The sequence below is a fragment of the Janthinobacterium sp. SUN120 genome, from assembly GCF_030397735.1.
GTDB lineage: Bacteria > Pseudomonadota > Gammaproteobacteria > Burkholderiales > Burkholderiaceae_D > Janthinobacterium > Janthinobacterium kumbetense.
Genome location: NZ_JAPUBW010000002.1, coordinates 1,778,966 through 1,802,907 on the forward strand (window position 1 = coordinate 1,778,966; position 23,942 = coordinate 1,802,907).

Here is a 23,942-nt window from a genome sequence, read left to right on the forward strand (position 1 = left end):
AATTCACCCCTCAAGGATTCCATGAAAACGCCCTCCTTCGCGCACCGCTTCCGCCTGCCATTGATGTCCGCGGCATTTGCCCTGTTCGCCACCCTCGCCCTGAGCGCCTGCGGCGGCGGGTCCGGCTCGTCAACCCCTCCTCCCGTGCAGACTAACCCGCCCGTGACCCCGCCCGTGGTGGCGCCTCCCGTCGTCAGCCCGCCTGTGGTGGTGGAGCCTCCGGTCGTCACCAATCCGCCCGTCACCCCCGTCGATCCGCCGATCATCATCAAGCCTCCGGAAAACAAGCCCGGCGGCTCGCCGTTGAATCCGGTCGCCGCCGTCATCGGCGACGACAATGTCGCGCCTATCTATGTCGATGCCGGTCCTGCAAACGGCAACGGCAACACGCCGAACGCGATCTTTGTGGATGTCAAAATTTGCGCTCCGGGCAACACCAACAACTGCGCCGTCATCGACCATGTCCTGGTTGACACCGGCTCGGTCGGACTGCGCGTGTTTGCCGCCGACGTGCCCTCCCAACTGTTGGGCAGCCTGGCCAGTGCCACTTCAGGCGGTGAACCGTTGGGCCAGTGCATTTCCTTCATTTCCGGCACCACCTGGGGCAGCGTCCGCAAGGCCGACATCCGCATGGGCGGCACCAATCAAGGCGGCAAGCTGGCCACCAACATGGCCATCCAGATCATCGCCGATCCGGGTGCCAGATTTGCCAGCATCCCTGCATCGTGCCAAACCCAGGGCACCATGCTGAAAACGGCTGCGGACATGGGCGCCAAGGGCATCATTGGCGTGGGCTTGTTCGCGCAAGACTGCGGCTCCGCGTGCACGGTCTTCGCCGCGCCCGTCTACTACGCGTGCTCCTCGGTTCCATGCCGCCAAATTCCAGTGCCGCTGGCGGACCAGGTTGGCAATCCCCTCACGGGCTTTGGGGCCGACAACAATGGCAACATCATCATCCTGCCCCCCTTGTCGAACCACGTTGCCGAGCGCGCCGAGGGCATGCTGATCTTCGGCCTGGGAACCCGCTCGAACAATGCCCTGCCAGCGGGCAGCTCGGTACTGGGCGCCACCAATCTCGGCTACTTTTCGTCGGACTTCAATGGCCGTACCTTGAGCAACAGCTTCATCGACAGCGGCTCGAGCATTAACTTCTTCCCGGCTGGCGGCAACTTCATCTCCTGCAGTGGAGCAATCTCCTCCTTCTTCTGCCCCGGCGGTCCCCTGTCGCTCACGGCCTCGAACACTGGCCGTGCCGGCACGGTCTCGAGCGTCTCCATCCTCACCGTGGACGCATTGGCCGCGTTCACCGCGCATCCGACCGCCCATGCGTTCGAGGGTTTGGCCGGCGCCGTGGGCGCGCCTTACCTGACCTTGAACATGGGGGCGAGCTTCTTCTTTGGCCGCTCGGTTGGCATGCTGATCGATGGTCGCTCCGCAGTGGGGGTGAGCGTCACGGGACCCGCCTTTACGCATACGCCTTAGCCCTCCAGCCGCCGGCGGATTACGCTCCCGGCCGGGACTCCTAGCGCTGGCCCAGGGTCGTGTCGCCGAACAGGTGCTTGTACTCGCGCGGCTGCGAACGCCAGTACTGCGGTGGCGCCTGCACCTGTGCGCCCAACTGGGCCGCCGCATGCCAGGGCCAGCGCGGGTCGAACAGGATGGCGCGCGCCAGCGCCACCATGTCGGATTGACCTTGCGCAATGATGTCTTCCGCCTGCTGCGCTTCCGTGATCAAACCCACGCTGATGGTGGGCAAGCCGCTGTCGCGCTTGATGCGCTCGGCAAACGCCACCTGATAGCCGGGACTCACGGGAATTTGCTGCTGTGGCGAAATGCCACCGCTGGAGACGTGGATGAAGTCGGCGCCCAGCTGCTTGAGTTCCTGCGCGAAGCGCACGCTTTGTTCGATTTCCCAGCCGCCATCGACCCAGTCGGTGGCGGAAAGGCGCACGCCCACGGCCACGCTGTCGGGCACGGCGGCGCGCACGGCTTCATACACTTCCAGCGGAAAACGCATGCGGTTGTCCAGGCTGCCGCCGTACACGTCGGTACGGTGATTGGACAGGGGCGAGAGGAACTGGTGCAGCAAATAACCGTGCGCCGCATGCAGTTCGATGCCTTCGATACCGAGCGCATGCACGCGCTGCGCGGCCGCGACAAACGCGCCCTTGATCTGCAACAAACCCATTTCATCGAGGGCGATCGGCACGGTTTCTCCGGGAGAGTGGGCGATGGCGGACGGCGCCACCGTTTGCCAGCCGCCCTCGGCCAGGTGCACGCAGGCGCCGCCCTGCCAGGGCGCGCGGCTCGACGCCTTGCGTCCTGCGTGACCCAGTTGCACCACCAGTGGAATCGGCGCGTGGCGGCGGATCGCCTGCACCACGTTGGCCAGCGCCGCCTGGTTCGCGTCCGACCACAGGCCCAGGTCTTCGGCCGAGATGCGTCCCTCGGGCGAGACGGCCGTCGCTTCCGTCATCAGCAAGCCCGCCCCGGACAGGGCCAGGTGGCCCAGGTGGATCATGTGCCAGTCGGTGGCGTTGCCGTTGTCGGCCGAGTACTGGCACATGGGCGCAATGGCGATACGGTTGGCCACGAGCAGCGGCCCCAGTGCATATGGCGTGAATAACTGGCTCATGGCGGACTCCGGAAAAGGGAATGCACCGATTCTACTGTGCTTTGGAAAGTGCGGCTTACACCTGCTTACGTTTGATACAGCGCAAGGGCTAGCCTTGGGCCGGCGCGACCGTTAATCTGGACACATCAACAACAGCGCAACACCTTGCCCCCCAGGAGAACACATGAACACGACGACTACCGCCAGCCGCATCCACCCCTTGATGGCCGGCGCCGCCATTTCCGTGACGGTCCTGTGCCTGGTGGGCGCGGCGTCCATCGCCGGCATCCTGCCCAATTCGCGGGCGAACGTGCCTGCCACGCCAGCCATCCCTGCCGACGTGGCCGCCATGACGCCGGCCAGCGCCGCTGCCCTGGCAGCGCCCGTGGCGGCCCCGCTCGCCGCGCCTGTCGTGGCCCAAGCCGCCCCGGCACCAGCCCCGGCGCCCGTCGTGCACAAGCGTGTCGTGCACCACACACAAGTGGCGCAGGCGCGTCCTGCCTACAACGATAACAATGATGGCTACCGCGACACGGCTTACCGCGAACCCGTACGCCAGCCGCAGCCAGTGCCTGCACCGGCGCCGGCACAACCGAACTACGTGGGCATCGGCACGGGCGCCGTCATCGGCGGCTTGATCGGCAATCAGGTCGGTGGCGGCCGCGGCAAGGCGCTGGCGACGGTGGCCGGCGTGATCGGCGGCGGCATGCTGGGCAATGCTGTGCAGAACCAGGTCCAACAGCAGCCACAGCGTTAATCGTACGGTCCCAGATAATCGAGCTTGCCCACGGCCACGCCATTGTTTCTGAGGATGGCGTGGACCATGGAAACGTGGAAATAAAAATTCGGCAAAGCAAAGCTGAGCAGGTAATTGTCGCCCGAGAATTTTTTCCCTTCGTCGGTCCAGTTCAGCACCACTTCCTTCTGCGCGCTGCCCGCCATCTGGCCCGCATTCACGCTGTCGATGTAGGCGATGGTGTTGGCGATACGTTCCTGCAGCTGCTCGAACGACGCTTCGTTATCCTCGAACTTCGGCGCCGGCACGCCGCTCAGGCGCTCGACCGACATCTTCGACGTATCGCTGGCGCGCTGCACCTGCGCCGTCAGATCCAGCATGTCGGGCGCCAGCTGCGCGCCCAATAAAATCTCAGGCACGATGCCATCTTCCTCCACATGGGCTTGCGCCTTTTCCAGCAAGGACGAAACGACCCGCAAGCCGCGGATAAAGACGGGAATGGTTGCCTGATACATGGACACGGACATGGCGGACTCCTGAGAATGAACGATGAGCCAGTGTACCCGAGGCGCCGTCTTCCGGCAGCGCGCACCATGCCACTCCTGTGCGCCAGCGCACCGAGCGGCACAGTTGCTATTACTTGTCCAGGTTTACCTTGCCATCCGGCGCATGGCCGGGCTGTTCCGCCGCTTCCGGCTGCAGTACTGGCTGCGGCTGCGGCGCCGGCTTATCCTTGCGCTTGCCGCCGAAAAACTTGACGATGGCCGCACCGCCGCCTACCACGGCCAGGATCAGCACTTTCTTGAAGGCCAGCAACAGCGCCAGCAGTTTGCCAAACAGGCCCAGCTTGCTGGCCACGCCACCTGCCACCAGCGCCGCCAGGCCATATTCGGCCACCTTGTCCGTCTTGCTGTCGAAATCCGTGTAGCGGTTACCCTCGGTAAATTCCGTGAACGCCGTCACTTGCTGCATCTCTTTCTTGATCGCCTCGATCTGCTGCATGCTGGCGATCGCGTTCAGGTTCAGCACGCCTTCGCGGCCCAGCACGCGCACGTTGTAGTTCAGTGAATGCTCGCCGCCATCGACCATCAAGTCCTTGGCCCAGTACAGCTTGTGCGTATCCTTGGCATAGCTGGGCTTTTCCGCCCAGCCCATCAAATGGATGCCCGGATAGCCCTGCTTCTTGCGCTCCGCATTGTTTTCCAGCACGGACGTCTGCATATCCTTGAGCAATTCGTCGTACTTGATGCTGTCCGCATCGTCATCCTTGATATGCCCTTCCTTTTCATACGTGACGATGACACCCCAGCTGTCACGCTCGAGCACGCTGGTCTTGGCGGGCACGATCATGCCCAGCGATACCATGCCCGGTGGATTGCCCCAGGCATCGACCAGCACGCGCTCGGCGTCCGTCGGCGACAGATAACGGAAGTTGGCGGGCAAATCCAGGGTAGCGATGCCGCCCGGCAAGGTGATCTTGCCGCGCTGCAGGTGCAACTGGGCGAGGAATTGCTCGGCCGTCATTTCCGGCGCAGAAGCCTTCTCATCGGCGGGGGCGGCAGCCGTCAGGCCGGAGAGGGTCAGGCACAGCAGGGCTGTCAGCAGGCGTTTCAACATGAACGGTCCAATAAATTGCAAAAGGGAAAATATTTTAAACCAGTTGATTGCCTAATGGATAATTATTTCTGTGCGGCATCTTTTTGGCAAAAAAAGCGCCAGGCGGGTTTCCCCGGCTGGCGCCTGATGCTGCGTGATGGCGGGACGATCAGGAGGTACGCACCACCATCAAGCCCGCGCGCAAGCCCACGCGCACGTCCGGGTTCGGGAACACCACCAGCTCTTCCGCATGCTGCACCGTGTAGACATGGTCGCCATCGCTGGCGATCACGGCGTGCTGCGGCAGGGACGTGAAATTCTGCGTGCTGCGATCGAACGCCATGCGGAATTCATCGCTGTGCTTGATGATTTCCTGCGCCACCTTGAACACGTGCGGTTGCGCCTTGACGGGCTGCGCAGGCAAGCCGCGCAGCAAGCCATCGAGCGCCCGCGACACATCGTCGAACAGGGACAAATCGTTCTGCCCCAGGGTACCCACGCGGCCCAGTTCCACCGTGCTGGCGGCCGCGCCGAAATGCTCGGCCGAGTAATAACTGTAGGTGCCGGCCGACTGCGGGTTCATGATGATGGCGCCGATAGCCGCCTGGCCCAGCCAGTCGATCAGCTGTGCCTTGGCGTCGTCGGCCACCAGGTCGGGCACGATGGCAAACGTGGGGTACACGGAAGGCCGGATGGCCGTGTGCAAGTCCAGGTGCCAGCGCACGGGGCCCGCCGCGTCAAAGAACGCTGCTGTCGCAGCGATCATTTCATCGGCGCGCGCGCTTTCCGCCGCTTGCGCCAAACTCCCCCGCACGGGACGGAACATGCGATTCAGGTCGGCGTCGATGAAACGCTTGCCGGCCCGGATCGCATCGACATTGCCCACGCAAACGAGCAGGTCGACGGCCAGCGCCGACGCATCGCGCGACAAGGCGTCGAGCAGATGCGCCAGCACTTCGATCGGCCCCGTTTCGTCGCCATGCACGCCCACCGAGACGGCCACGCTGGCGCGCCCCGCATCGGCCTGCGGCTTGACGACTTGCAGCATGCCGGGCGCTGGCAAGGCCACCGTGAAACCGGCGTTGGCGAACAGCTGCGCCACGCCGCTGAAATCGGCCTGCGCCAGTGCCTGCACGGCTGGCGGCAAGCCGCCAGCCCCCGCTACTACCTGGGTTACTACCTGCGTTACTGCTTGCGTCATTACACCGCCGCTTCCGCTATGGGTTTCGCCGTGATTTTATTCACGGCTTCCGACAAGGTCCACACGTCCAGCATGGCTTGCTCCAGTTCCGTCGCCGCCACATAGGCCGACAGGCCCAGCGCGCCCGTCACCGCATCGACGGCCTGGCCTGCATTGCCTTGCTCGGCGCGCGCCAGCACCTGCGTCAGCAGACGCTGTTGCGTGCGGCGCAGCGCTTGCTGCGCGTAGTTGCGCAACTGTTCCTGCGACTTGCCTTGCGCGGCCAGCTTCAAGCCACGCTCCAGCGTGCCGATACCCGCCTGGCTGCGCAGGGCCAGGCCCACTTGCAGGAAGGCCGCCAGGTCCATCGCCGCAGGACGGGGCACGGACAGGGCCGGGAACAGGAAGCCGGCGACGACTTCCAGCGCATCGACCGCATCCCACGCCTGCACGAAGGCTGGCGTCAAGCCCGGCACCAGCGCCGCTTCCGACTTGATGCCGACGGCTTTCAGCAGGTCGCGCTTCGATTCCGCGCCAAACAGGCGCGTGAGTTCGGCCAGGCCGGCGCCGCGCAACTGTTCGGCAGGCACCGACAGCACGCCGGCGATCATCGTCTGCTGCAGCACGCGCGTTTGCGCATCGACCTTGATCGACACGTCGCGTGGGATCGTCAGCGCGTCCGCATCGAGCGCGTCGAACACGGGCGCCAGGTTCAGCGCCACCCAAGCCTGGCCCCAGGCCAGGATCACGCTGGACTCGTCCACGCCGTGCTCCGCCGCCAGGTTGCGGATCATCAGCGGACCGCAACGGTTGATCACTTCATTGGCCAGCACGGTCGCCAGGATGGCGTTGGCCAGCGGGTGGTCGAGCGCCGAACGCGTTTCCACCAGCAAGGACGGGAAGTAAGGCTTCAGGACTGGCTCGGCCCAGGTTTCACCGGTCAACGGCAGGCTTGAGAGGATGCGCTTGAAGCGGTTCTTCACGTTGGCGATCACCACGGCCAGTTCCGGCGTGGTCAAGCCACGGCCGTCGGCCTTGCGGCGCGCCAGTTCGGCCACCGACGGCAGTTGCTCCAGTTCGCGCGACAGGGCACCCTCTTCTTCCAGGCTGGCGATCAGCGCGGCATAGCCATCCTGCACGGCGCTTTCGCTTTGCGCCTGCAATTCGCGCACCAGCAAATGCGTCTGCTGCGTGTTGTCGCGCAAGACCAGGCGCTCGACGTCGTCCGTCATCGCATACAGCTCGCGATTGCGGTCGGCTTCCGTCAGCTTGCCCGCATTGACTTCCACATCCAGCCAGATTTTCACGTTGACTTCATGGTCCGAGCAATCCACGCCGGCCGAATTGTCGATCGCATCGGTGAAGATGCGACCGCCCGTCAGTGCAAACTCGATACGGCCGGCCTGGGTCGCACCCAGGTTGCCGCCTTCGGCCACGACTTTCACGCGCAGCTCATTGCCGCTGACGCGGATATGGTCATTCGCGCGGTCCTTCACCTGTGCGTGCGTCTCGGTGGAAGCCTTGATGTAGGTACCGATGCCGCCGTTGTAGAACAGGTCCACGGGCGACTTCAGGATGCGGTGCATCAGCTCTTCCGGCGGCAGCGAGGTTTCGGCGATATCGAGTGCGGCGCGGATTTGCGGCGACAGGTCGATCGTGCGGGCGGAGCGCGGATACACGCCGCCGCCTGCCGAGATCAAGTCCTTGTTGTAGTCATCCCACGAGGAACGCGGCAAGGCGAACAGGCGCGCGCGCTCATCGAACGAGACGGCGACGTCCGGTGTCGGGTCAAGGAAGATGTGACGGTGGTCGAACGCGGCCACCAGTTTCAGCTGGCGCGACAGCAATACGCCATTGCCGAACACGTCGCCCGACATGTCGCCCACACCGACCATGGTGATCGGGGTGGTGTTCAGGTCGTGGTCCATTTCATAGAAGTGGCGCTTCACGGCTTCGAATGCGCCCTTGGCCGTGATGCCCAGTTTCTTGTGGTCGTAGCCGTTCGAACCGCCCGAAGCGAACGCGTCGCCGAGCCAGAAACCGCGCTGCACGGCGATGCCGTTGGCGATGTCCGAGAAGGTGGCCGTGCCCTTGTCGGCGGCCACCACCAGGTACGGGTCGGCGTCGTCGAAGCACACGGTGTCGACTGGCGGCACGATATTGCCCAGCGAGCGGTTGTCCGTCACTTCCAGCAGGCTGGAAATGAACAGGCGGTAGACGGCTTCGCCTTCGGCCGCGATGGTTTCGCGCACGGCGTCCTTCGGCATCATCTTGCAGACAAAACCGCCCTTCGCGCCGGCCGGCACGATGACGGCATTCTTCACCATCTGCGCCTTGACCAGGCCCAGCACTTCCGTGCGGTAGTCTTCCATGCGGTCGGACCAGCGCAAGCCGCCACGGGCGACAGGGCCGCCGCGCAGGTGCACGCCTTCGAAGCGGCGCGAGAAGACAAAAATCTCGCGGTAAGGACGCGGTTCTGGTACCAGCGCCAGGCTGCTGGTGTCGAACTTGAAGATGATCTTGTCGCCGGCTTGATTGTTCTGGAAGTAGCTGGTGCGCAGGGTGGCGGCCATCAGGTCGGCCAGCGCGCCGAGGATTTCCTCGGTGTCCGCATGGTTCACGGAGGGCAGGCCGGCCTTGATGGCGGCGATGGCCTCCAGGGCTAGCGCGTGCTGCGCGTCGGACAGCGCCGGATCGAAGCGCTGCAGGAAAGCGTCGACCAGGGCTTTGACCTGGGCCGGCTGCTTGCGCAGGCTTTCGGCAATGTAGCGCACCGAGAAGCGGCTGCCCGTCTGGCGCCAGTAGCTGGTGTAGGCGCGCACCAGTTGCACTTCACGCGTCGACAAGCCCCCTTCAATGACCAGGCCGTTCAGGCGGCCATCTTCGGCCGTGTCGTTGAACAGGGCGGCAAACAGGTCCTGCGCCACGGCGACGACGGATGGCTGCGCCAGTTTCGCCGCGCTGGCGGCATCGACCGTCAGGCTGGTGACGAAATAGCGCGTGCCGTCGGACAGCGAAACCGAATACGCCTGTTCGCGGTCGATGGCCACGCCCGCATTGTGCAGGGCCGGCAGGATGGTCGACAGCGGCGGCACCTTGTTGGCCGAGTACAAACGGATGGTGGTAACGGCGCCCGTCTCGATGCGCACGGCCACGTGCGCCGGATCGGTATTGCGCAGGATGGTGTCGAGGTCGCGGAAGGCGACGGCCGGCGCGGTGGCGGCCACGTAATCGAGCGGCAAAGTAGCGCACAGTTTACGCAGGCTGGTACGCAGTGCCACGTCGGGCACAGCGTCGGCCACGGCCGCAAAGCCGTTATGCCAGCCATCGAGCACGCCCAGCAACGGCTGTTCGATATCCGTTTCCAGGTCCAGCGGGTAGCGGGCAGCGTGGGCGATCAGGTAGACGCGCGCCAGGGGGCCGTCGGCCACCAGGGTCTGCGTGCTCACATGCGTGGCGCCGGAACTGGCTTGCAGGGCTTTTGCGAGGCTCGATGCCACGCTGGCGCTGTAGCGCTCACGCGGCAGGTAGACCAGCACGTTCAGGTGGCGCGCATACACGTCGCGGCGCGCGAAGACCTTGGTACGCGGCTGCTTGTACAGCGAGACGACGGCGCCGCACACTTGCGCCAGCCAGTCGAGGTCCGCTTCCAGCGCTTCCGTGCGCGGCAGGGATTCGAGGATTTCGCGGAACTTCTCGGCACGGAAGCCTTGCTGGCGCACGCCTGCCAGGCTCAATACCTTGGCCACGCGGCCGCGCGCAAACGGCAGTGCCGCCAGCGGAGTGGAATTGCCGGCGCGGGTGAACAGGCCGACGAAGCAATGCTCGCCCAGGATCGCGCCTTGCGCATCCATGTCGCGCACGCCGATGAAATCCAGCTGCTGGTCGCGGTGCAAAGTACCCGCCACGTCGGCCTTGACGATGGACAGCGCCGAGTCGCGCTTGGCCAGGGTGTCGAAGTCGCCCGGGATGTTCGCCAGGCAGGTGCCGTACACGGGGTGCGCCGTATCCTGCAGCACGCCGACGCGGCTCGGAATGTCGCGTTCGAGTTCGCGCACGCCCGGCTTGACGCGGTAGTAGGCGTAGCCGAACACTTCAAAGCCGCCGCTGCGTGCCCATTCCAGGAAGGCGGCCACTTCCGCGCCTTCTTCGCCATGCTGCGATGCGGCCGTGGCAACGGCGGCCAGGCGCTCGCTCATGGCAGCGGCATCGCGACGCACGATGGCGGCGTCACGCGCGACCGTCTCCAGGGCGGCGACCAGCGCGGCCAGGGCTTCCGGCGCCAGCTCTTCGTCGAGCAGCACCAGCACGTACGATTCGAGCGGGTCGCCCGACTGGCGCACCGCTTCCACGCTGCCGTCGGCGGCGCGGCGCACGGGCAGCACGGTGTTCATCACGCCGCGCACGGCCAGGTGCTGGCGGCGCATGGCCATGACGATGGAGTCGACCAGATAGGGCATGTCTTCGTTCAGGATCAGCAAGGCGCTCGCCATGCCGCCACGGCCATCCGCATAGCGCAGGGTGGCGATCTGGCAGCCGTTGCCGGTACGCTTGGCCGCTTGCGTGAAGCCGTCGACCAGCACGGGCGCCAGGCTGTCGGGCGCGATGTCGGCCAGGTCTTCGGCGTCGAGCGAATCGAGCCATGCCTGCACCAGTTGCACGACAGGCGCTGCCGCCTTGCCTGCCTTGCCAGCCGCGTTAATCAACTCCAGCGTTTGTGTACGCAAATCTTGTGGCGTGTGATTCATCTTGCATCTCCATTACGGTAATGTGAATGTCCAACGCTGTCGTTCGGGCTTGTGGCTGGGCGGCAGCGGTGTCAAGAGACGGGGGTCGCCCGTCCAATTCTGTCTGTGCTACGGATAGTCTGTCTCGGATTTTTTCTGTGTATTGTCTATCGCCTACAAGTCGTACAATCCCGGTAAGTTGAGGATGATCGTCAATTCTTCAAGCGCCGCATGCACTTCCAGCGCCAGTTGCGGATCGGCCAGGTCGCCCGGTTCCAGATGGTCGCGGTAGTGTTTTTCCACCCACTGCACCAGCCGATGGTACAGCGTTTCCGTCATGATCACGCCCTGGTGCATGGCGCGCGCTTCGGTTTCCGTCAGGGCCACGCGCAAACGCAGGCACGCAGGCCCGCCGCCGTTGCGCATGCTCTGGCGCAGATCGAAATGTACCAGTTCATCGATGGGATCACCGCTGGCCACCAGGCCTTCCAGGTAGCGCGACACGGCGCGGTTTTCCTGGCACTCCTGCGGTATCACCAGCGCCATCTTGCCGCCCTCTTTCGTCAGCAACTGGCTGTTGAACAGGTAGCTGATGACGGCGTCCGCGATCGGCACCTGGCCCGTGTCCACGCGCAGCGCCTGCAAATCGGCCCCCGTGGCGGCGACGGCGCGGTGCAGCTGCGACAGGCTTGCCTCTTCATCGGCAAACGCCTGCTCGTGATAGAACAGCACATTGCCATTGCCGACGGCGATGACGTCGTTATGGAACACGCCCTGGTCGATCACGTCAGGATTCTGCTGCACGTACACGGTGCGCTTCGCATCCAGGCCATGCAGGCGCACCACGGCTTGCGACGCTTCCAGGGTCTGGCGCGCCGGGTAGCGCTTCGGCGACGGCGCCGATGGGTCGAACTCCACGCGACCATACACGAACAGTTCAACCGATGGCGCGCCGTGGCTTGCGCCCAGGCGCGTGTGGTTGGCCGCACCCTCGTCGCCAAAGGCCGGCGTCGAGGGCAGCGCCTCGTGCACGGCGAAGTGCCTGTCGTCGCTGAAAATGGCGCGCAGGCTGCGCGCCGACTGCGCGTGCTCGAAGGCGCGGTGCAGCTTGTTATTCAGGTTGGCGGCCGTGAAATGCACGCGGCCATCCTGCGTGTCGGCCGACGGACTGACCGTGGCGGCATTCGCCGTCCACATGGGCGAGGCGGAATACGCGCAGGCCAGGATGACGGGCGACTCCTTGTAGGCGCGCGCCAGCACTTCGGCGTCCGTCCCAGTGAAACCGATGGAGCGCAGCAGGCGGAAATTCGGCCGGTCCTGCGGCGGCAGCAAGGCTTGCGCAAAGCCGCGCGCGGCCAGGGCGCGCATCTTGGCCAGGCCCTGCAAGGCGGCCTGCTTCGGATTCGAAGCGCTTTTCACATTGCTGAACGAGGCCACGTTGCCGAACGATAGTCCGGCATAGTTATGCGATGGCCCGACCAGGCCGTCAAAGTTGTATTCGCGCGTGCTGTGCATGGGATTTCCTTAAAAATTCAGGCCGGGCGACAGCTTGGCTGGCATTTCCAGCGCGCTGTTCTCGATCGAAGCGACCGGGTAGGCGCAGTAATCGGCCGCGTAATACGCGCTCGGACGGTGGTTGCCCGACTTGCCGATGCCGCCGAACGGCGCCGTGCTGGCCGCTCCCGTCGTCGGACGGTTCCAGTTGATGATGCCGGCGCGAGCACGCGTTTGAAAAGTTTGCCACAGGGCCGGATCGTCGGACAAGAGCGCCGCGGCCAGGCCAAATTCGGTGGCGTTGGCCACCTTCAGGGCAGCATCGAAATCGGCCACGCGGATCACCTGCAGCAGTGGACCGAACCATTCCTCGTCGGGGATGCCGGCGGCATCGGTGACGTCGACGATACCTGCCGTGACAAAACCCGCCTGCGGATTGAGCTGGCGCATCTGCAGCAAGGTGGTGCCGCCCTTGGCGACCATATCCGCCTGCGCCTGTACCAGGCGCGCGGCCACGGCACTCGATACGACAGGGCCCATGAATGGCTGCGGCTGCGCGTCGGAAGCGCCGATGCCCAGTTTCGCGGCCACTTCCACCAGGCGCTCGACAAACGCGGCACCGGCGGCGTTGTCCTGCACCACCAGGCGGCGCGCACAGGTGCAGCGCTGGCCGGCGGAGACAAAGGCGGAGAAAATCGCGTGGTGCACGGCCGCGTCCACGTCCTTCACGTCCCACACGACGAGGGCATTGTTGCCGCCCATTTCCAGCGCCAGCATCTTGCCCGGCTGGCCGCCGAACTGGCGGTGCAGGCTGATGCCCGTCTGGCAGGAACCCGTAAACAGCACGCCATCAAGGTGCGCATTGGCGCCCAACGCGACGCCCGTGTCGCGCCCGCCGTTGACGAGGTTGACGACGCCATCCGGCAAGCCGGCCTGCTGCCACAGCTGCACGGTTTTGATGGCCGTGCGCGGCGCATATTCGCTGGGCTTGAAGACGATGGTGTTACCGGCGATCAGGGCCGGCACGATGTGCCCGTTCGGCAGGTGGCCGGGAAAATTGTACGGGCCGAAGACGCCGAACACGCCATGCGGACGGTGGCGCAGCACGGCGTCGCCGTCGGCGATCTTGCTTTGCGTGATGCCCGTGCGCGCGTTGTACGACTGCACCGAGATATCGATCTTGTTGGCCATGGTGGCCACTTCCGTGCGCGATTCCCACAGCGGTTTGCCCACTTCTTCCGAGATCAGCAGCGCCAGCGCTTCGGCGTGCTCCTTCAGCAGCTCGCGGAAGCGCACGCAGATGGCGATGCGTTCTTCGACGGGCGTATCGGCCCATGCTTCAAAGGCGGCGCGGGCGGCCTGGCAAGCCTGCTCCACTTCGTTTTCCGTAGCTTCCAGGCTAGCCCAGGTCTGCTTGCCGTTCGACGGGTCGATGGTGACCAGTTCGCGGCCCGTGCCTGGCAGCCAGGCGCCGTTGATGAAGTTCGATGCTGCGGTAGACGAATTAAATACGTTAGACATGGGGATGCTTCCTCGGGTTGAGTGACAAGGTGCGCACGGTGTCGCCGTGATGGCAGCGCAGCAAATGCAGTTCATCGTCGTCCAGCGCGATCTTGCCGCTGTGCGGATTGGCGCTGGTGACGATCATGCGGAAATCTTTCAGGTCGGTATTCGACACCAGGTAAGGCTCGGCCTGGACGGCATCGCCGCACACTTCAGGCGCAGCGTCGGCGTCAAGCACGGCCGGCATGCTGTCGCGCATGGCGCGCAGTTCGGACACGCGCGCCTGCAGCACGGGACCGGCGTCGAAAATGTCAACATAGCCCTCGAAGTGCAAGCCTTCCTGCTCCAGCAGGCGGCGCGCGGGCGCCGTGCTCAGATGCACCTTGCCGATGACTTCCTGCGCCTCGTCGGGCAGGTAGGCCACGTACATGGGCTGGCGCGGCATCAACTCGGCGATGAAGGATTTTTTGCCGAGGCTCGTCAAGTCGTCGACGTGGTGGAAATCCATCTTGAAGAAGTGGCGCCCCAGGCCCTCGTAGAATGGCGAGCTGCCGTCCGGCGCCTGGTAGCCGCGCATCTCCGCGATCAGTTTTTCCGTGAACAGGTGCGGGAACTGGGCGATGAAGAGGAAGCGGCTTTTCGACAGCAGCTTGCCGTTATTGCCGCTGCGGTAATCGGGATGCAAAAACAGCGAGCACAGTTCCGTGCTGCCTGTCAGGTCGTTCGACAGGTACAAGGTTTCCATGCGCGTAAACACGTCAAGTTCGCGGCTGGAATGGACCAGGGTGCCGATGCGGTAGTTATAGAACGGTTCTTCCAGGCCCACGGCGCCCTTGATGGCGCACACGCCGGCCAGGCGGCCTGTATCCGTATCCTCCATGACAAACATGTAGTCGCGCTTTTCAGGCGGGATGGTTTCGGCGAACGAGGCGCAGGCGATGGCCAGGCGGTCGCCCAGCATTTTCATGTCCGGCTTGAGGGTGGTCATGCCGGTGCCGACCTGGCTGGCCAAGCCGTACAGGGCGTCCAGGTCAGAAGCGTTGATGGCGCGTACTACTAGCATAATGTTCTCTCGGTTAGATGCGCACGCAAATGACGCTGTCGCCTTCGGCCACGGCCAGCGCCTCGAGCAGCTCTGGCGGCAAGCCGACGGTGTCCTGCGCTTCGAGCGCATCGCAGGTAAAGGTGACGGCGCGGAAGTTGCGCTCTGCGCCCGAAGCGACCGCGTAATGCACTTTCAGGCCCGTGCGGCTGGGCGTGACGCCTGCGACGACGCGGCGCGTAAGCGAGCCCGTAAACGAGCGCAGCGCATGCTTGTGCGCCTGCAGGATCGGGCCGCCATCGAAGATGTCAATGTAATCGTCGGCTTCAAAGCCTTCTTCCGTCAGCAGATTGAAAGCCAGTTCGCCGCTCGGGTGGATCTGGCCCATGGCCGCCTGCGCGTCGCCGGGCAGCAGCGGCACGTACACGGGGTAATGCGGCATCAGTTCGACGATCAGGGTGCGGTTACGCGCGCCGCCGATGACTTTTTCGGCATCGAGGAAATCCATCTGGAAGAATTTGCGGCCCAGCGCATCCCAGAACGGCGACTGGCCGTCGGCGTCCGTGATGCCGGCCAGCGGCACGAAGAAGCGGTCGCCGAAACGGTGCGGTGCCAGCACGGCAAACAGCAGCCGCGCGCGCGACAGCAAGGCCGCTTCCAGGCCCGCCTGCTCCATGTTGCGCACATAGAAACCGGACAGCTGCGAATACGCCGTCAACTCCGAGCACAGGGTCAGCGCATGCACGCTGTGGCTGATGTTCAGGTCGCGCGAGACTTGCTGGATGACGTCGTTGCGAAAGGAAAAATAGGTGCCGTTCGAGCCGGCCGAGGCAAAGATGGCGGCCGTGCCGGCGATGCTCTTGTCGAGCAGGGATTCAAGCACGAAGAGATACGATTCTTCGCTGGGGATGTCGACATGGGCGGCAAACGAGGCGATGGAGCGCTCGACGGAGGCGGCGATTTTTTCGCGCGTCTTCGGCAGGGTATGGACACCCGGCATGGTTACCGCGGCCAGCGCTTCGAGGGCTGCAATATCCGCAATTTCTACCGGACGGACAACATACATGGGTACTCCTTCAATGCTGACGATACATGGGCTGAAAACCCGGGTAGAACCAAGCCGGCCCGCAGCAAAGCGGCGGGCCGGTGATCAAACAGGGAGCTCGGCTAGCCTCAAGCTTTCAGCATGCCGTCGATGGCGACGCGCAGCAGACGGCCCGCTTCGGCTATCTGTTCGTCCGAGACGATCAGGGCCGGCGCCAGGCGCACCACGTCCATGCCGGCGATCAGCACCATCAAGCCTTGCGCTTCGGCCGCTTTCTGGATGTCTTTCGCGCGGCCCTTGAAGGCATCGGTAACTACCAGGCCCAGCAGCAAACCGCTGCCGCGCACGACGGAGAACACTTGCGGGTAATCCGTGATCAAGCCTTGCAGCATGGCGATGGTGTTGACGCTCGCTTCTTTCACGCGCGCCAGGAACGCCGGCGTGTTGATCGTTTCCAGCACGGTCAGGGCCACGGTGGCGGCCAGCGGGTTGCCGCCGTAGGTGGTGCCGTGGGTGCCGACGGCCAGGGTTTGCGCCAGTTCATTCGTGGTCAGCATGGCGCCGATCGGGTAGCCGTTGCCCAGCGCCTTGGCGGCCGTCAGGATGTCCGGCGTGACGCCGTAGCCCATGTAGGCGAACAACGCGCCAGTGCGGCCCATGCCGCTCTGGACTTCGTCGAAAATCAGCAGGGCGCCCGTCTTGTCGCACAGGGCGCGCAGCTCCTTGAGGAATTCCGGATTACCTGGCACCACGCCGCCTTCGCCTTGTACCGGCTCGACGATCACGGCGCACACGTCATCGCCGATGGCGGCGCGCGCCGCTTCGATGTCGTTGTAGGCGATGTGGTCGATCGACGGCGGCAGCGGCTCGAAGCCTTCCGTGTACTTGGCCTGGCCGCCGACGGAGACCGTAAACAGGGTGCGGCCGTGGAAGGAGCTGAAGCACGAGATGATGCGCGACTTGTGCGCGCCAAACTTGGTGTGCGCATACTTGCGCGCCAGTTTCAGGGCCGCTTCGTTGGCTTCCGCGCCCGAGTTGCAGAAGAAGGCGCGGTCGGCGAAGGTCGCTTCCGTCAGGGCCAGCGCCAGGCGCAGGACAGGCTCATTGGTGTAGCCGTTGCCCAAATGCCACAAATTATTGATTTGCTTGGTCAGCACGTCGACCAGGGCGGGATGGCAATGGCCCAGGCTGTTGACGGCGATGCCGGAGGTGAAATCGAGGTAATGCTTGCCTGACTGGTCCCACAGATCCAGACCGGAACCGCGCACGGGCACCATGGCAGCAGGGGCGTAGGTAGGAACGAGGACCTGGTCAAAGGTTTCCCGGGTGACTGGACGAGCCGTTACGGTCGAATCAAGCTTGGCATTCATAGCATTTCCCCATCAATATGTTAGGTACTCCGCAGCTACGACAGCTACGTGTGTACTGCATTATAAAAAGCGGGATGCTAAAACTCTTTTGAATCTGCGACAAGGATTTTCACAATTCATCACAGCTGCCTTGACGCGGCGCTAGGCCGGCGGCATCAGCTTGCGCTGCCGCTCTTCACGGGGGGTATTGCCAAATAAAGTACCAAACGCCGTGGAAAAGTGGGAACCGGAGGAAAAGCCGCACATCAGGCCAACTTGCACGATGGAATAATGTGTATCAAGCAATAATTGCCGCGAGCGCTGCAGGCGCAGCTCCAGGTAGTAGCGCGACGGCAGGCTGCCCAGGTATTGCTTGAACAGCCGCTCGAGCTGCCGCCGCGACAGGCCCACCAGGCTGGCGATGTCGTCGGTCGACAGCGGTTCTTCGATATTGGCCTCCATCAAGGTCACCGCTTCGGACAATTTCGGCTGCAGCACGCCGAAGCGCGCCTGCAGGGCCACGCGCTGGCGCTCTTCCTTGCCGCGCACCTTGTCCACGCACAACGCCTCCTTGACGAGCGCCTGCACGTCGGCGCCAAAGATGGTCTCGATCAGGGTCAGCGAAAAATCGATGCTGGCCGCGCCGCCGCAGCAGGTAACGTGCGGACCGTCGATATCGAACAAATGCGGCGTCAAGATGGCCCGTTCGGCCTTCGCTTCCGCATCGGCATACAAGGCCCAGGGCAAGGCGATGCGCACGCCATCCATGACGCCCGCGTCGGCCAGCCACAGCACGGCAGCGCCCACGCCGCCCCAGAATGGCGCCGAGCGGCAGCGTTCGATCACGGCCCGGCACAGCTCGGCGCGCAGCGGCGCCTCCGTTTCATCGGCCACCAGCAGTGCGATATGCCAGTTGCCGCCCTGCGCGGCCACCTGTTCCGGCGTGCGCACGTCCAGCTGCAGTGCCTCCGGCCCCAGCGCCCGCGCGCACAGGCGCAGCGGCTGCACCAGGCCTGCCCAGGTAATCGATTCGGCATCGCCGGCATGCACCAGCAGCAAACGCAGCGGTTTGTCGAGGCCGATACGGGAAAGATTAGCGAAGGACATCGGCGAGGCGGGCCAGGGGCAAGGGCTGAGTTGCCCACATGATACCGGACTTCCGCCCCATCGAGCCCCTCATGCAAGGGCACATCCTGGCGCGGCGGAAAAAAGCGGGGCGGAAGGATATAATCCCCCCCATGGGTGAACGATATTTAAAAAGTATCCGGCTGCTGGCCGAATGCATGCAAGGCTTCGAGCGGTTTTCTGGCGACTTCGTGCGCCAGTACGGCTTGACGCATGCGCAATTCGACATCATCGCCACGCTCGGCAACACCTGTGGCATGTCCTACAAGGAACTGGGCCAGAAAACCCTGATCACCAAGGGTACCTTGACGGGCGTGGTGGACCGGCTGGAACAAAAGGGGCTGGTAATCCGCGAACGTTGTCCACGCGACAAGCGTTCCTATTACGTGCGCCTGAGTTGCGCGGGCGAACAGGTGTTCCATGACGTGTTCCCCAAGCTGACAAAGCAGGGCCAGCGCCTGTTCGACGGCTATACCGAAGACGATTTCATGCGGTTGGAAACCACCCTGGCGGGCTTGAAGCACGCCATCGCCAACGGCCACGGCTGACCATTCACCAAGCACAGACATTCAAACAAGACAAAGGAAACCAAGTTGAAAACCACACTGCTCGAAGGCAAAAAGCCCGCTCATTTCGATAAACACATCATCGGCAACCTGCTGCTCAACGCCAGCACGCCGGAACTGGTGCGCCAGGAAAAACTGATCATCGGCGTGCGCAACGAAGACGGCGAAATCTACCGCCTGATCGGCGCCACCAAGCACAACAGCTTCATGAACGCCGTCGAGGAATTGTTCGACCTGGGCCTGACGGATGAACTGGAAGACAGCGACGAGCTGGTTGAAGGCTGTGACGCCATCTTCAGCGAAGCTCTGTAGCAGCGCTTTCGACAGGACCTGCTGCGCGATGGTCCTGTCCAGCGCTGTGACGATCGCTGTCGTTAAAAAAGGCATGCCACCAATATAGGGGCATGCCTTTTTTCGTTTACGGGGCAGTTGCTTGCCTTTTGCTAAGCTGTTTGCGAAAAGATCATGGTTAAAAAGTTCCGCACGGAAATATTGCGAGTATAATTTTTTCAATGAACAGACTCGACGCCTTTAAAAGCATCGCCGCACAAGCCGCTCGTGGCGAGCTGACCTTTCCTGCCAATGTGGACGCTTCGCTCAAGCTGCAAGAGGCGCTGGCCGATCCCGACTGCCATATCGAGGCCGCAGCCAAGCTGGTGCAGGCTGACCCGTTGCTGGCCGCGCGTACGGTGGCCATCGCCAATTCCGTGGCGTTCAACCGTTCCGGCAATGAAATCACCAGCGTGCGCAACGCCGTGCAGCGGCTCGGCGTGCGTACCCTGCAGTCGGTGGTGGCATCGCTGATCGTGCGCCAGCTGGGCAGCACCATCACCGATCCCGTGCTGCAAGCGAAGGCCAACCAGTTGTGGGAGCATACGGCGCATGTGGCGGCCCTGTCGCAGGTACTGGCCCGCCGCGTCACCAAGGTGGACCCCGATACGGCCCTGTTTGCCGGCATCATGCATGAAGTGGGCGGGTTTTATCTGCTGTCGCGCGCGGCCGAATTCCCCGGCATCCTCGACGGCGAACCGGAGGACTGGGTCGAACATGGCGAACAAGCCATCGGCCATGGCGTCCTGACCAAACTGAAGGTGCCGGAAGCCGTGATGGGCGCCATCGATGCGCTGTGGGAAGGCTTGCGCGCCATTCCGCCCGAATCGCTGGGCGACACCCTGCTGCTGGCGAATGACCTGGCACCCGTCTCGTCGCCCCTCAACGAAAGCCCGGCCGCCATCGCCGTACGGGCCGCCCGCGCCGCGCGCAGCATCGATTGCCTGATCGGCGACGATGCGACCTTGTCGAGCATCATGGAAGAATCGGACGATGAAGTGCAGTCGCTGCTGAAGGTGCTCGTGCACTAGCCTGCCGGCTTGCTGGCTGCTGGCGGCGGTGCCGCCGGCTTGACCGTGTCGACGATCAGCACATGCTTGTCCATGGCCTGCGTTCCCTGCTTTTGCTGGACGACTTGCGTGGCGACCGCCTTGGTACTCAACAGGGGTTTCGGATGGCGTGGCATGAACATGGCGTACCTGCTGGCAGTGGGATAGGCCCCATATGTGCAGCAAGTATCAAATTATCAAGACCACCTCAAACGCCGGACAAAAAAAACCCGCTCGAAAGCGGGTAAAGTCCAAAGCTAGGGATGTCCTGAAAGAGACAGCCCTATCTTATGCGGTGCGCCGCGCCAGCTCCGTGCGCTGGCACACTTAGCGCGCAGATTATCCCGGCGATAGCTGCACGTCCGTTTCCTGCCAGGCGCGCAGCTGCCGCACGCGGGCAAACCACGCCTGGATGTGCTGGTACTGCGCCAGCGGCAGCCGCACGGCCTCGCTGTACATCAGCGGCGCGGCCACGGCGAAATCGGCCAGGGTCACGCCTTCTCCGCTGAGCCAGCCGCGTCCCGCCAGATGCGCGTCCAGCACCACGGCGCACTCATGCAGATCGCGCTCGCCGCGCGCTTCTTCCAGCGGATCCGCCGGACCATTGCCCGTCATGCCCTTCCAGGCGCGTTCCCAGGCCAGCACGCTGATGGCGGGCGCGAAGTGCTGCGCGGCCCAGAACAGCCAGCGGTTGACGTCGGCGCGGGCTTGCGGCGCCTGCGGATAAATCGTCTGGCCCGGCACCTGCTCGGCCAGGTATTGCATGATGGCGCACGATTCCCACAGCAGAAAAGCGCCATCGGCCAGCACGGGGACCTTGCCGTTCGGATTCAACTCGGACAGACGGCGGCGGTCATCCGCATTCATCAGGTCGACTTCCGCCAGTTCCAGCGGCAGGCCGAGGTGGATCGCCGTCATCAGGGCACGGCGGGCATTCGAGGACATGGGGTGGTGGTATAGACGCATGGCAGATGGCTCCGGTGAGTGAAGAAGCCACCATCGTAGTCGCCGTCACTGACAGTTTTTGTCAGGAGCGAATATCAGGATTCCGGATCGATATCGTGCGCCTTGCGCCAGGCATCCAGCAGCACATGGCGCCGCGTGGGATAGCGTTCGTCATGCTGCTGCACGCTGGCGATGCGGTCGATGCGGAAATGCCGGTAATCGCCGCGCAGCTCGCACCACGCAGCCAGCAGGCGCTTGCCTTCGAAAAACGCCAGGGCAAACGGCCACACCGTGCGCGAGGTGGCGCTGCCATGCTCATCCTGGTAGCCCAGGGTGAGCTTCTGTTCGTAGCGGATGGCCTCGCGCACGGGCTGCACGTAGCGGTCGGCCGGCTGCGTGCCATCGGCGGGGCGCCCCAGCGGCACCCACAAGCTGGTCTCGGCCATGCTGTCGCGCAAGTCGCGCGGCGAGGCGGCAGCGATCTTCGCCAGGGCATTGCTGGCCGCCTGCGCCAGGCCCGCATCGCCCTGCCGACGCACCCAGCGCGCGCCCAGCACCAGCGCTTCCAGTTCATCGGCGCCAAACATCAGCGGCGGCAAGAAGGCGCCACGGCGCAGCACATAGCCGATGCCGGCCTCGCCCTGCAGGGGCGCGCCCAATTCGGCCAGGGTCTGGATATCGCGATAAATCGTGCGCTCGGAAACGCCCAGCTGCTGCGCCAGCTGGGCTGCCGTGACGGGCACGCGCCTGGCGCGCATGGCGTCCATCAGCAGGAACAGGCGGCCGCTGCGGCTCATGGACAGGCCTGCAAAGCCTGGTCGCCCATGACCAGGGCCGACAGGGCCGGCACGTACAGATAGCCGTCGGACGCCAGGCGCGCCGCGCGCGTCCCCTCTTGCACGCCGGCGATGCCGTAGCAGCGCTGCAGCCGGCCGGCGGCAGGCCACCAGTAGACGGCCGCCTCCTGGTCGGGAAAGCGCTGGCGCACGCTCTCGGCCTGCGCCGCCACTTGCCGGAAATCGCGGTAAAAGGCGGGCGAGATGCCCAGCTCCGTGGCAAACGCCGTTTCCAGCGCTGCCGTCTCTGCCAATTGGGCCGCCAGCGCCGCCGTTTCACGGTCAAGCGCATCGGCCGGCACGTCCGCCTCGACCAGGCTGCGGCGCATGCGCTCCGGGCCAGCCTGCGCCCGCAGGAACGCCGATTCCTGCAGCGCCAGCACGGCACCGGCGGGGATATGCACATGGCGCGCGGCCGGGAAGACGTACAGCGCGCAGCTGCCCGCGCAGACGGTGTCGACGGACAAGTCCCACTGCTGCTGACGCAGGTAGCGCCCCAGCAACATTGCCGCCTGCGGATCGCCGCCGTCGCTATTCACGCGCAACATGGTGGTTTCCCCCATAGCCAGTTGCCGCACCTTGTCCACATCACCGCCAGCGATGGCGCCGCGCAGGACGATGGCATCGCCGGCCATCCGGCTGACATCCGCCGCGCCGGCCAGCGCGGTCACGCCCATCATCGCCGCCATCCATAAAAAACGCTTCATCGTCATCCGTCACAAAAAAAAACGACCACCGCGAGGGGTGATCGTTCTTGGGTTCGCTGTGCAAAAACCTGCGTTTACACCACGGCGCCGTCGGTTTCGTCTTTTTCCTTGATCGGCTTGATCAAGTCTTCGCGCTTGACGCCCAGCCACATGGCGATCGAGGCCGCGACGAACACGGAGGAGTAAATACCGAAGCAGATACCGATGGTCAGCGCCAGCGCGAAATGGTGCAGGGTCTGGCCGCCGAAGACCAGCATCGACAGCACCATCATCTGGGTCGAGCCGTGGGTGATGATGGTACGCGAAATGGTGCTGGTGATCGCGTTATCGATCACTTCATGCACGGAAGCCTTGCGCTGCTTGCGGAAGTTTTCGCGGATACGGTCAAAGATCACCACCGATTCGTTGACGGAATAACCGAGCACCGCCAGGATGGCCGCCAGCACCGTCAGCGAGAATTCCCACTGGAAGAAGGCAAAGAAGCCCAGGATGATGACCACGTCATGCAAGTTGGCGATAATCGCCGACACGGCGTATTTCCATTCGAAGCGCACGGCCAGGTAGATCATCACAAACACGACAACCATCACCAGCGCGTTCAAGCCGTTCTGCGTCAGTTCCTCGCCCACTTGCGGGCCGACGAATTCGACTTTCTGCAGCACCAGCGCTTCGTTGCCGGCAGGGTCCACGCAGGCGGTCTTGATGACGTGCTCGCCCTTGTCGGTGACGGTATCGATGCCCTTGGTCGTGCCTTGCTCGGCCTTGCACAGCGTTTCAAACACGCGCTGCGAGGTATTCGCGGCAGTCACGCCCTTTTCCACCGGCAGGCGTATCATCACGTCGCGCGCCGTATCGAAGCTGGTCACGCCCGGCTCTTCATAGCCGAGGCCGATCAGGGTGCCGCGTATGCCTTCAAGATTGGCCGCTTTCGGGTATTTGACCTCCATCAGGGTGCCGCCCTTGAATTCCACGGACAAGTGCAAACCCTTGTGGAACAAGAAGAAGACGGCGGCAATGAAGGTCACGGCCGAAATGACGTTGAAAATCAACGCATGGCGCATGAAGGGAATATCTTTTTTGATCCGGAAAAATTCCATG

21 protein-coding genes are annotated in these 23,942 nt (G+C 64.0%); 5 read left to right on the top strand and 16 right to left on the bottom strand.

All coding sequences use genetic code 11. From position 1 onward, the window contains the following. Positions 1 to 21 precede the first annotated feature (21 nt). Positions 22 to 1,482: a DUF3443 family protein gene (locus tag O0879_RS17735; protein WP_289917791.1), complete on the top strand. Its 1,461-nt coding sequence runs from the start codon at positions 22 to 24 to the stop codon at positions 1,480 to 1,482. Positions 1,483 to 1,522: 40 nt separating this feature from the next. On the opposite strand, the gene O0879_RS17740 is transcribed toward O0879_RS17735, so the two are convergent. Then, positions 1,523 to 2,635: an NADH:flavin oxidoreductase/NADH oxidase gene (locus O0879_RS17740; protein WP_289917793.1), complete on the bottom strand. Its 1,113-nt coding sequence runs from the start codon at positions 2,633 to 2,635 to the stop codon at positions 1,523 to 1,525. A 163-nt stretch (positions 2,636 to 2,798) separates the two neighbouring features. Between O0879_RS17740 and O0879_RS17745 the strand changes: the two genes are divergently transcribed. After that, the gene (locus O0879_RS17745) at positions 2,799 to 3,371 is read left to right on the top strand and encodes a glycine zipper 2TM domain-containing protein (RefSeq protein ID WP_289917795.1); all 573 of its coding nucleotides are present in this window, start codon (positions 2,799 to 2,801) and stop codon (positions 3,369 to 3,371) included. On the opposite strand, the gene O0879_RS17750 is transcribed toward O0879_RS17745, so the two are convergent. The 10 genes from O0879_RS17750 to O0879_RS17795 form a co-directional block, all read right to left on the bottom strand. Continuing rightward, the gene (locus tag O0879_RS17750; RefSeq protein WP_289907259.1) at positions 3,368 to 3,877 is read right to left on the bottom strand and encodes a DUF1993 domain-containing protein; all 510 of its coding nucleotides are present in this window, start codon (positions 3,875 to 3,877) and stop codon (positions 3,368 to 3,370) included. The two genes, O0879_RS17745 and O0879_RS17750, sit on opposite strands and share 4 nt — an antisense overlap. Positions 3,878 to 3,986: 109 nt before the next feature. After that, complete coding sequence (locus tag O0879_RS17755) at positions 3,987 to 4,967, bottom strand: DUF2167 domain-containing protein (RefSeq protein ID WP_289917797.1); 981 nt, start codon at positions 4,965 to 4,967, stop codon at positions 3,987 to 3,989. A gap of 148 nt (positions 4,968 to 5,115) precedes the next feature. Continuing rightward, positions 5,116 to 6,147: a succinylglutamate desuccinylase gene (locus O0879_RS17760; protein ID WP_289917799.1), complete on the bottom strand. Its 1,032-nt coding sequence runs from the start codon at positions 6,145 to 6,147 to the stop codon at positions 5,116 to 5,118. Continuing rightward, positions 6,147 to 10,874, bottom strand: a complete 4,728-nt coding sequence (locus O0879_RS17765; protein WP_289917802.1) for an NAD-glutamate dehydrogenase domain-containing protein — start codon at positions 10,872 to 10,874, stop codon at positions 6,147 to 6,149. The genes O0879_RS17760 and O0879_RS17765 overlap by 1 nt, the downstream gene beginning before the upstream one ends. Before the next feature lie 153 nt (positions 10,875 to 11,027). Then, a complete protein-coding gene (gene astB / locus O0879_RS17770; RefSeq protein ID WP_289917803.1) occupies positions 11,028 to 12,368 on the bottom strand; it encodes an N-succinylarginine dihydrolase in 1,341 nt (446 codons plus the stop codon). Positions 12,369 to 12,377: 9 nt separating this feature from the next. Continuing rightward, entirely contained in the window at positions 12,378 to 13,868 is a 1,491-nt protein-coding gene (gene astD, locus O0879_RS17775) for a succinylglutamate-semialdehyde dehydrogenase (RefSeq protein WP_289917805.1), read from the bottom strand. Next, entirely contained in the window at positions 13,861 to 14,913 is a 1,053-nt protein-coding gene (gene astA, locus O0879_RS17780) for an arginine N-succinyltransferase (protein ID WP_289917807.1), read from the bottom strand. The genes astD and astA overlap by 8 nt, the downstream gene beginning before the upstream one ends. Positions 14,914 to 14,926: 13 nt before the next feature. Continuing rightward, positions 14,927 to 15,958: an arginine N-succinyltransferase gene (locus tag O0879_RS17785; protein ID WP_289912683.1), complete on the bottom strand. Its 1,032-nt coding sequence runs from the start codon at positions 15,956 to 15,958 to the stop codon at positions 14,927 to 14,929. A 107-nt stretch (positions 15,959 to 16,065) separates the two neighbouring features. Then, positions 16,066 to 17,307 (bottom strand): acetylornithine/succinylornithine family transaminase, encoded by a 1,242-nt coding sequence (astC, locus tag O0879_RS17790; RefSeq protein ID WP_099666216.1) that lies wholly within the window; start codon positions 17,305 to 17,307, stop codon positions 16,066 to 16,068. A gap of 141 nt (positions 17,308 to 17,448) precedes the next feature. Further along, positions 17,449 to 18,393, bottom strand: coding sequence for a helix-turn-helix domain-containing protein (locus tag O0879_RS17795; RefSeq protein WP_289917809.1), 945 nt, complete (start codon positions 18,391 to 18,393; stop codon positions 17,449 to 17,451). Positions 18,394 to 18,524: 131 nt separating this feature from the next. On the opposite strand from O0879_RS17795, the gene O0879_RS17800 reads away from it, so the two are divergent. The 3 genes from O0879_RS17800 (at position 18,525) to O0879_RS17810 (ending at position 20,338) form a co-directional block, all read left to right on the top strand. Continuing rightward, positions 18,525 to 18,959 (top strand): MarR family transcriptional regulator, encoded by a 435-nt coding sequence (locus O0879_RS17800; protein ID WP_289917811.1) that lies wholly within the window; start codon positions 18,525 to 18,527, stop codon positions 18,957 to 18,959. A 45-nt stretch (positions 18,960 to 19,004) separates the two neighbouring features. Then, positions 19,005 to 19,289, top strand: coding sequence for a hypothetical protein (locus O0879_RS17805; RefSeq protein ID WP_070220679.1), 285 nt, complete (start codon positions 19,005 to 19,007; stop codon positions 19,287 to 19,289). 200 nt (positions 19,290 to 19,489) lie between these two features. Continuing rightward, the gene (locus O0879_RS17810) at positions 19,490 to 20,338 is read left to right on the top strand and encodes an HDOD domain-containing protein (protein ID WP_046684532.1); all 849 of its coding nucleotides are present in this window, start codon (positions 19,490 to 19,492) and stop codon (positions 20,336 to 20,338) included. Here O0879_RS17810 and O0879_RS17815 read toward each other — a convergent pair. From O0879_RS17815 to secF, 5 genes are all read right to left on the bottom strand, one after another. Then, entirely contained in the window at positions 20,335 to 20,499 is a 165-nt protein-coding gene (locus tag O0879_RS17815; protein ID WP_289912680.1) for a hypothetical protein, read from the bottom strand. The two genes, O0879_RS17810 and O0879_RS17815, sit on opposite strands and share 4 nt — an antisense overlap. 196 nt (positions 20,500 to 20,695) lie before the next feature. Next, the gene (locus O0879_RS17820) at positions 20,696 to 21,322 is read right to left on the bottom strand and encodes a glutathione S-transferase family protein (RefSeq protein ID WP_289907242.1); all 627 of its coding nucleotides are present in this window, start codon (positions 21,320 to 21,322) and stop codon (positions 20,696 to 20,698) included. Between the two features lie 74 nt (positions 21,323 to 21,396). Then, positions 21,397 to 22,098: a YafY family protein gene (locus O0879_RS17825; protein WP_251351343.1), complete on the bottom strand. Its 702-nt coding sequence runs from the start codon at positions 22,096 to 22,098 to the stop codon at positions 21,397 to 21,399. Next, entirely contained in the window at positions 22,095 to 22,844 is a 750-nt protein-coding gene (locus O0879_RS17830; protein ID WP_289917813.1) for a hypothetical protein, read from the bottom strand. Before O0879_RS17830 ends, O0879_RS17825 begins: the two co-directional genes overlap by 4 nt. A gap of 74 nt (positions 22,845 to 22,918) precedes the next feature. Next, positions 22,919 to 23,941, bottom strand: coding sequence for a protein translocase subunit SecF (gene secF / locus O0879_RS17835; RefSeq protein WP_289917815.1), 1,023 nt, complete (start codon positions 23,939 to 23,941; stop codon positions 22,919 to 22,921). Position 23,942: the final 1 nt, after the last annotated feature.

Excerpts from the sequence above, each read along its gene's own strand:
- O0879_RS17825 (WP_251351343.1), bottom strand. The coding sequence starts at position 22,098 with ATGAGCCGCAGCGGCCGCCTGTTCCTGCTGATGGACGCCATGCGCGCC.
- O0879_RS17795 (WP_289917809.1), bottom strand. The coding sequence starts at position 18,393 with ATGTCCTTCGCTAATCTTTCCCGTATCGGCCTCGACAAACCGCTGCGT.
- astB (WP_289917803.1), bottom strand. The coding sequence starts at position 12,368 with ATGCACAGCACGCGCGAATACAACTTTGACGGCCTGGTCGGGCCATCG.
- secF (WP_289917815.1), bottom strand. The coding sequence starts at position 23,941 with ATGGAATTTTTCCGGATCAAAAAAGATATTCCCTTCATGCGCCATGCG.
- O0879_RS17735 (WP_289917791.1), top strand. The coding sequence starts at position 22 with ATGAAAACGCCCTCCTTCGCGCACCGCTTCCGCCTGCCATTGATGTCC.
- O0879_RS17740 (WP_289917793.1), bottom strand. The coding sequence starts at position 2,635 with ATGAGCCAGTTATTCACGCCATATGCACTGGGGCCGCTGCTCGTGGCC.
- astC (WP_099666216.1), bottom strand. The coding sequence starts at position 17,307 with ATGAATGCCAAGCTTGATTCGACCGTAACGGCTCGTCCAGTCACCCGG.
- O0879_RS17815 (WP_289912680.1), bottom strand. The coding sequence starts at position 20,499 with ATGTTCATGCCACGCCATCCGAAACCCCTGTTGAGTACCAAGGCGGTC.
- O0879_RS17800 (WP_289917811.1), top strand. The coding sequence starts at position 18,525 with ATGGGTGAACGATATTTAAAAAGTATCCGGCTGCTGGCCGAATGCATG.
- O0879_RS17745 (WP_289917795.1), top strand. The coding sequence starts at position 2,799 with ATGAACACGACGACTACCGCCAGCCGCATCCACCCCTTGATGGCCGGC.
- astD (WP_289917805.1), bottom strand. The coding sequence starts at position 13,868 with ATGTCTAACGTATTTAATTCGTCTACCGCAGCATCGAACTTCATCAAC.
- O0879_RS17760 (WP_289917799.1), bottom strand. The coding sequence starts at position 6,147 with ATGACGCAAGCAGTAACGCAGGTAGTAACCCAGGTAGTAGCGGGGGCT.
- O0879_RS17820 (WP_289907242.1), bottom strand. The coding sequence starts at position 21,322 with ATGCGTCTATACCACCACCCCATGTCCTCGAATGCCCGCCGTGCCCTG.
- astA (WP_289917807.1), bottom strand. The coding sequence starts at position 14,913 with ATGCTAGTAGTACGCGCCATCAACGCTTCTGACCTGGACGCCCTGTAC.
- O0879_RS17750 (WP_289907259.1), bottom strand. The coding sequence starts at position 3,877 with ATGTCCGTGTCCATGTATCAGGCAACCATTCCCGTCTTTATCCGCGGC.
- O0879_RS17755 (WP_289917797.1), bottom strand. The coding sequence starts at position 4,967 with ATGTTGAAACGCCTGCTGACAGCCCTGCTGTGCCTGACCCTCTCCGGC.
- O0879_RS17785 (WP_289912683.1), bottom strand. The coding sequence starts at position 15,958 with ATGTATGTTGTCCGTCCGGTAGAAATTGCGGATATTGCAGCCCTCGAA.
- O0879_RS17810 (WP_046684532.1), top strand. The coding sequence starts at position 19,490 with ATGAACAGACTCGACGCCTTTAAAAGCATCGCCGCACAAGCCGCTCGT.
- O0879_RS17830 (WP_289917813.1), bottom strand. The coding sequence starts at position 22,844 with ATGAAGCGTTTTTTATGGATGGCGGCGATGATGGGCGTGACCGCGCTG.
- O0879_RS17765 (WP_289917802.1), bottom strand. The coding sequence starts at position 10,874 with ATGAATCACACGCCACAAGATTTGCGTACACAAACGCTGGAGTTGATT.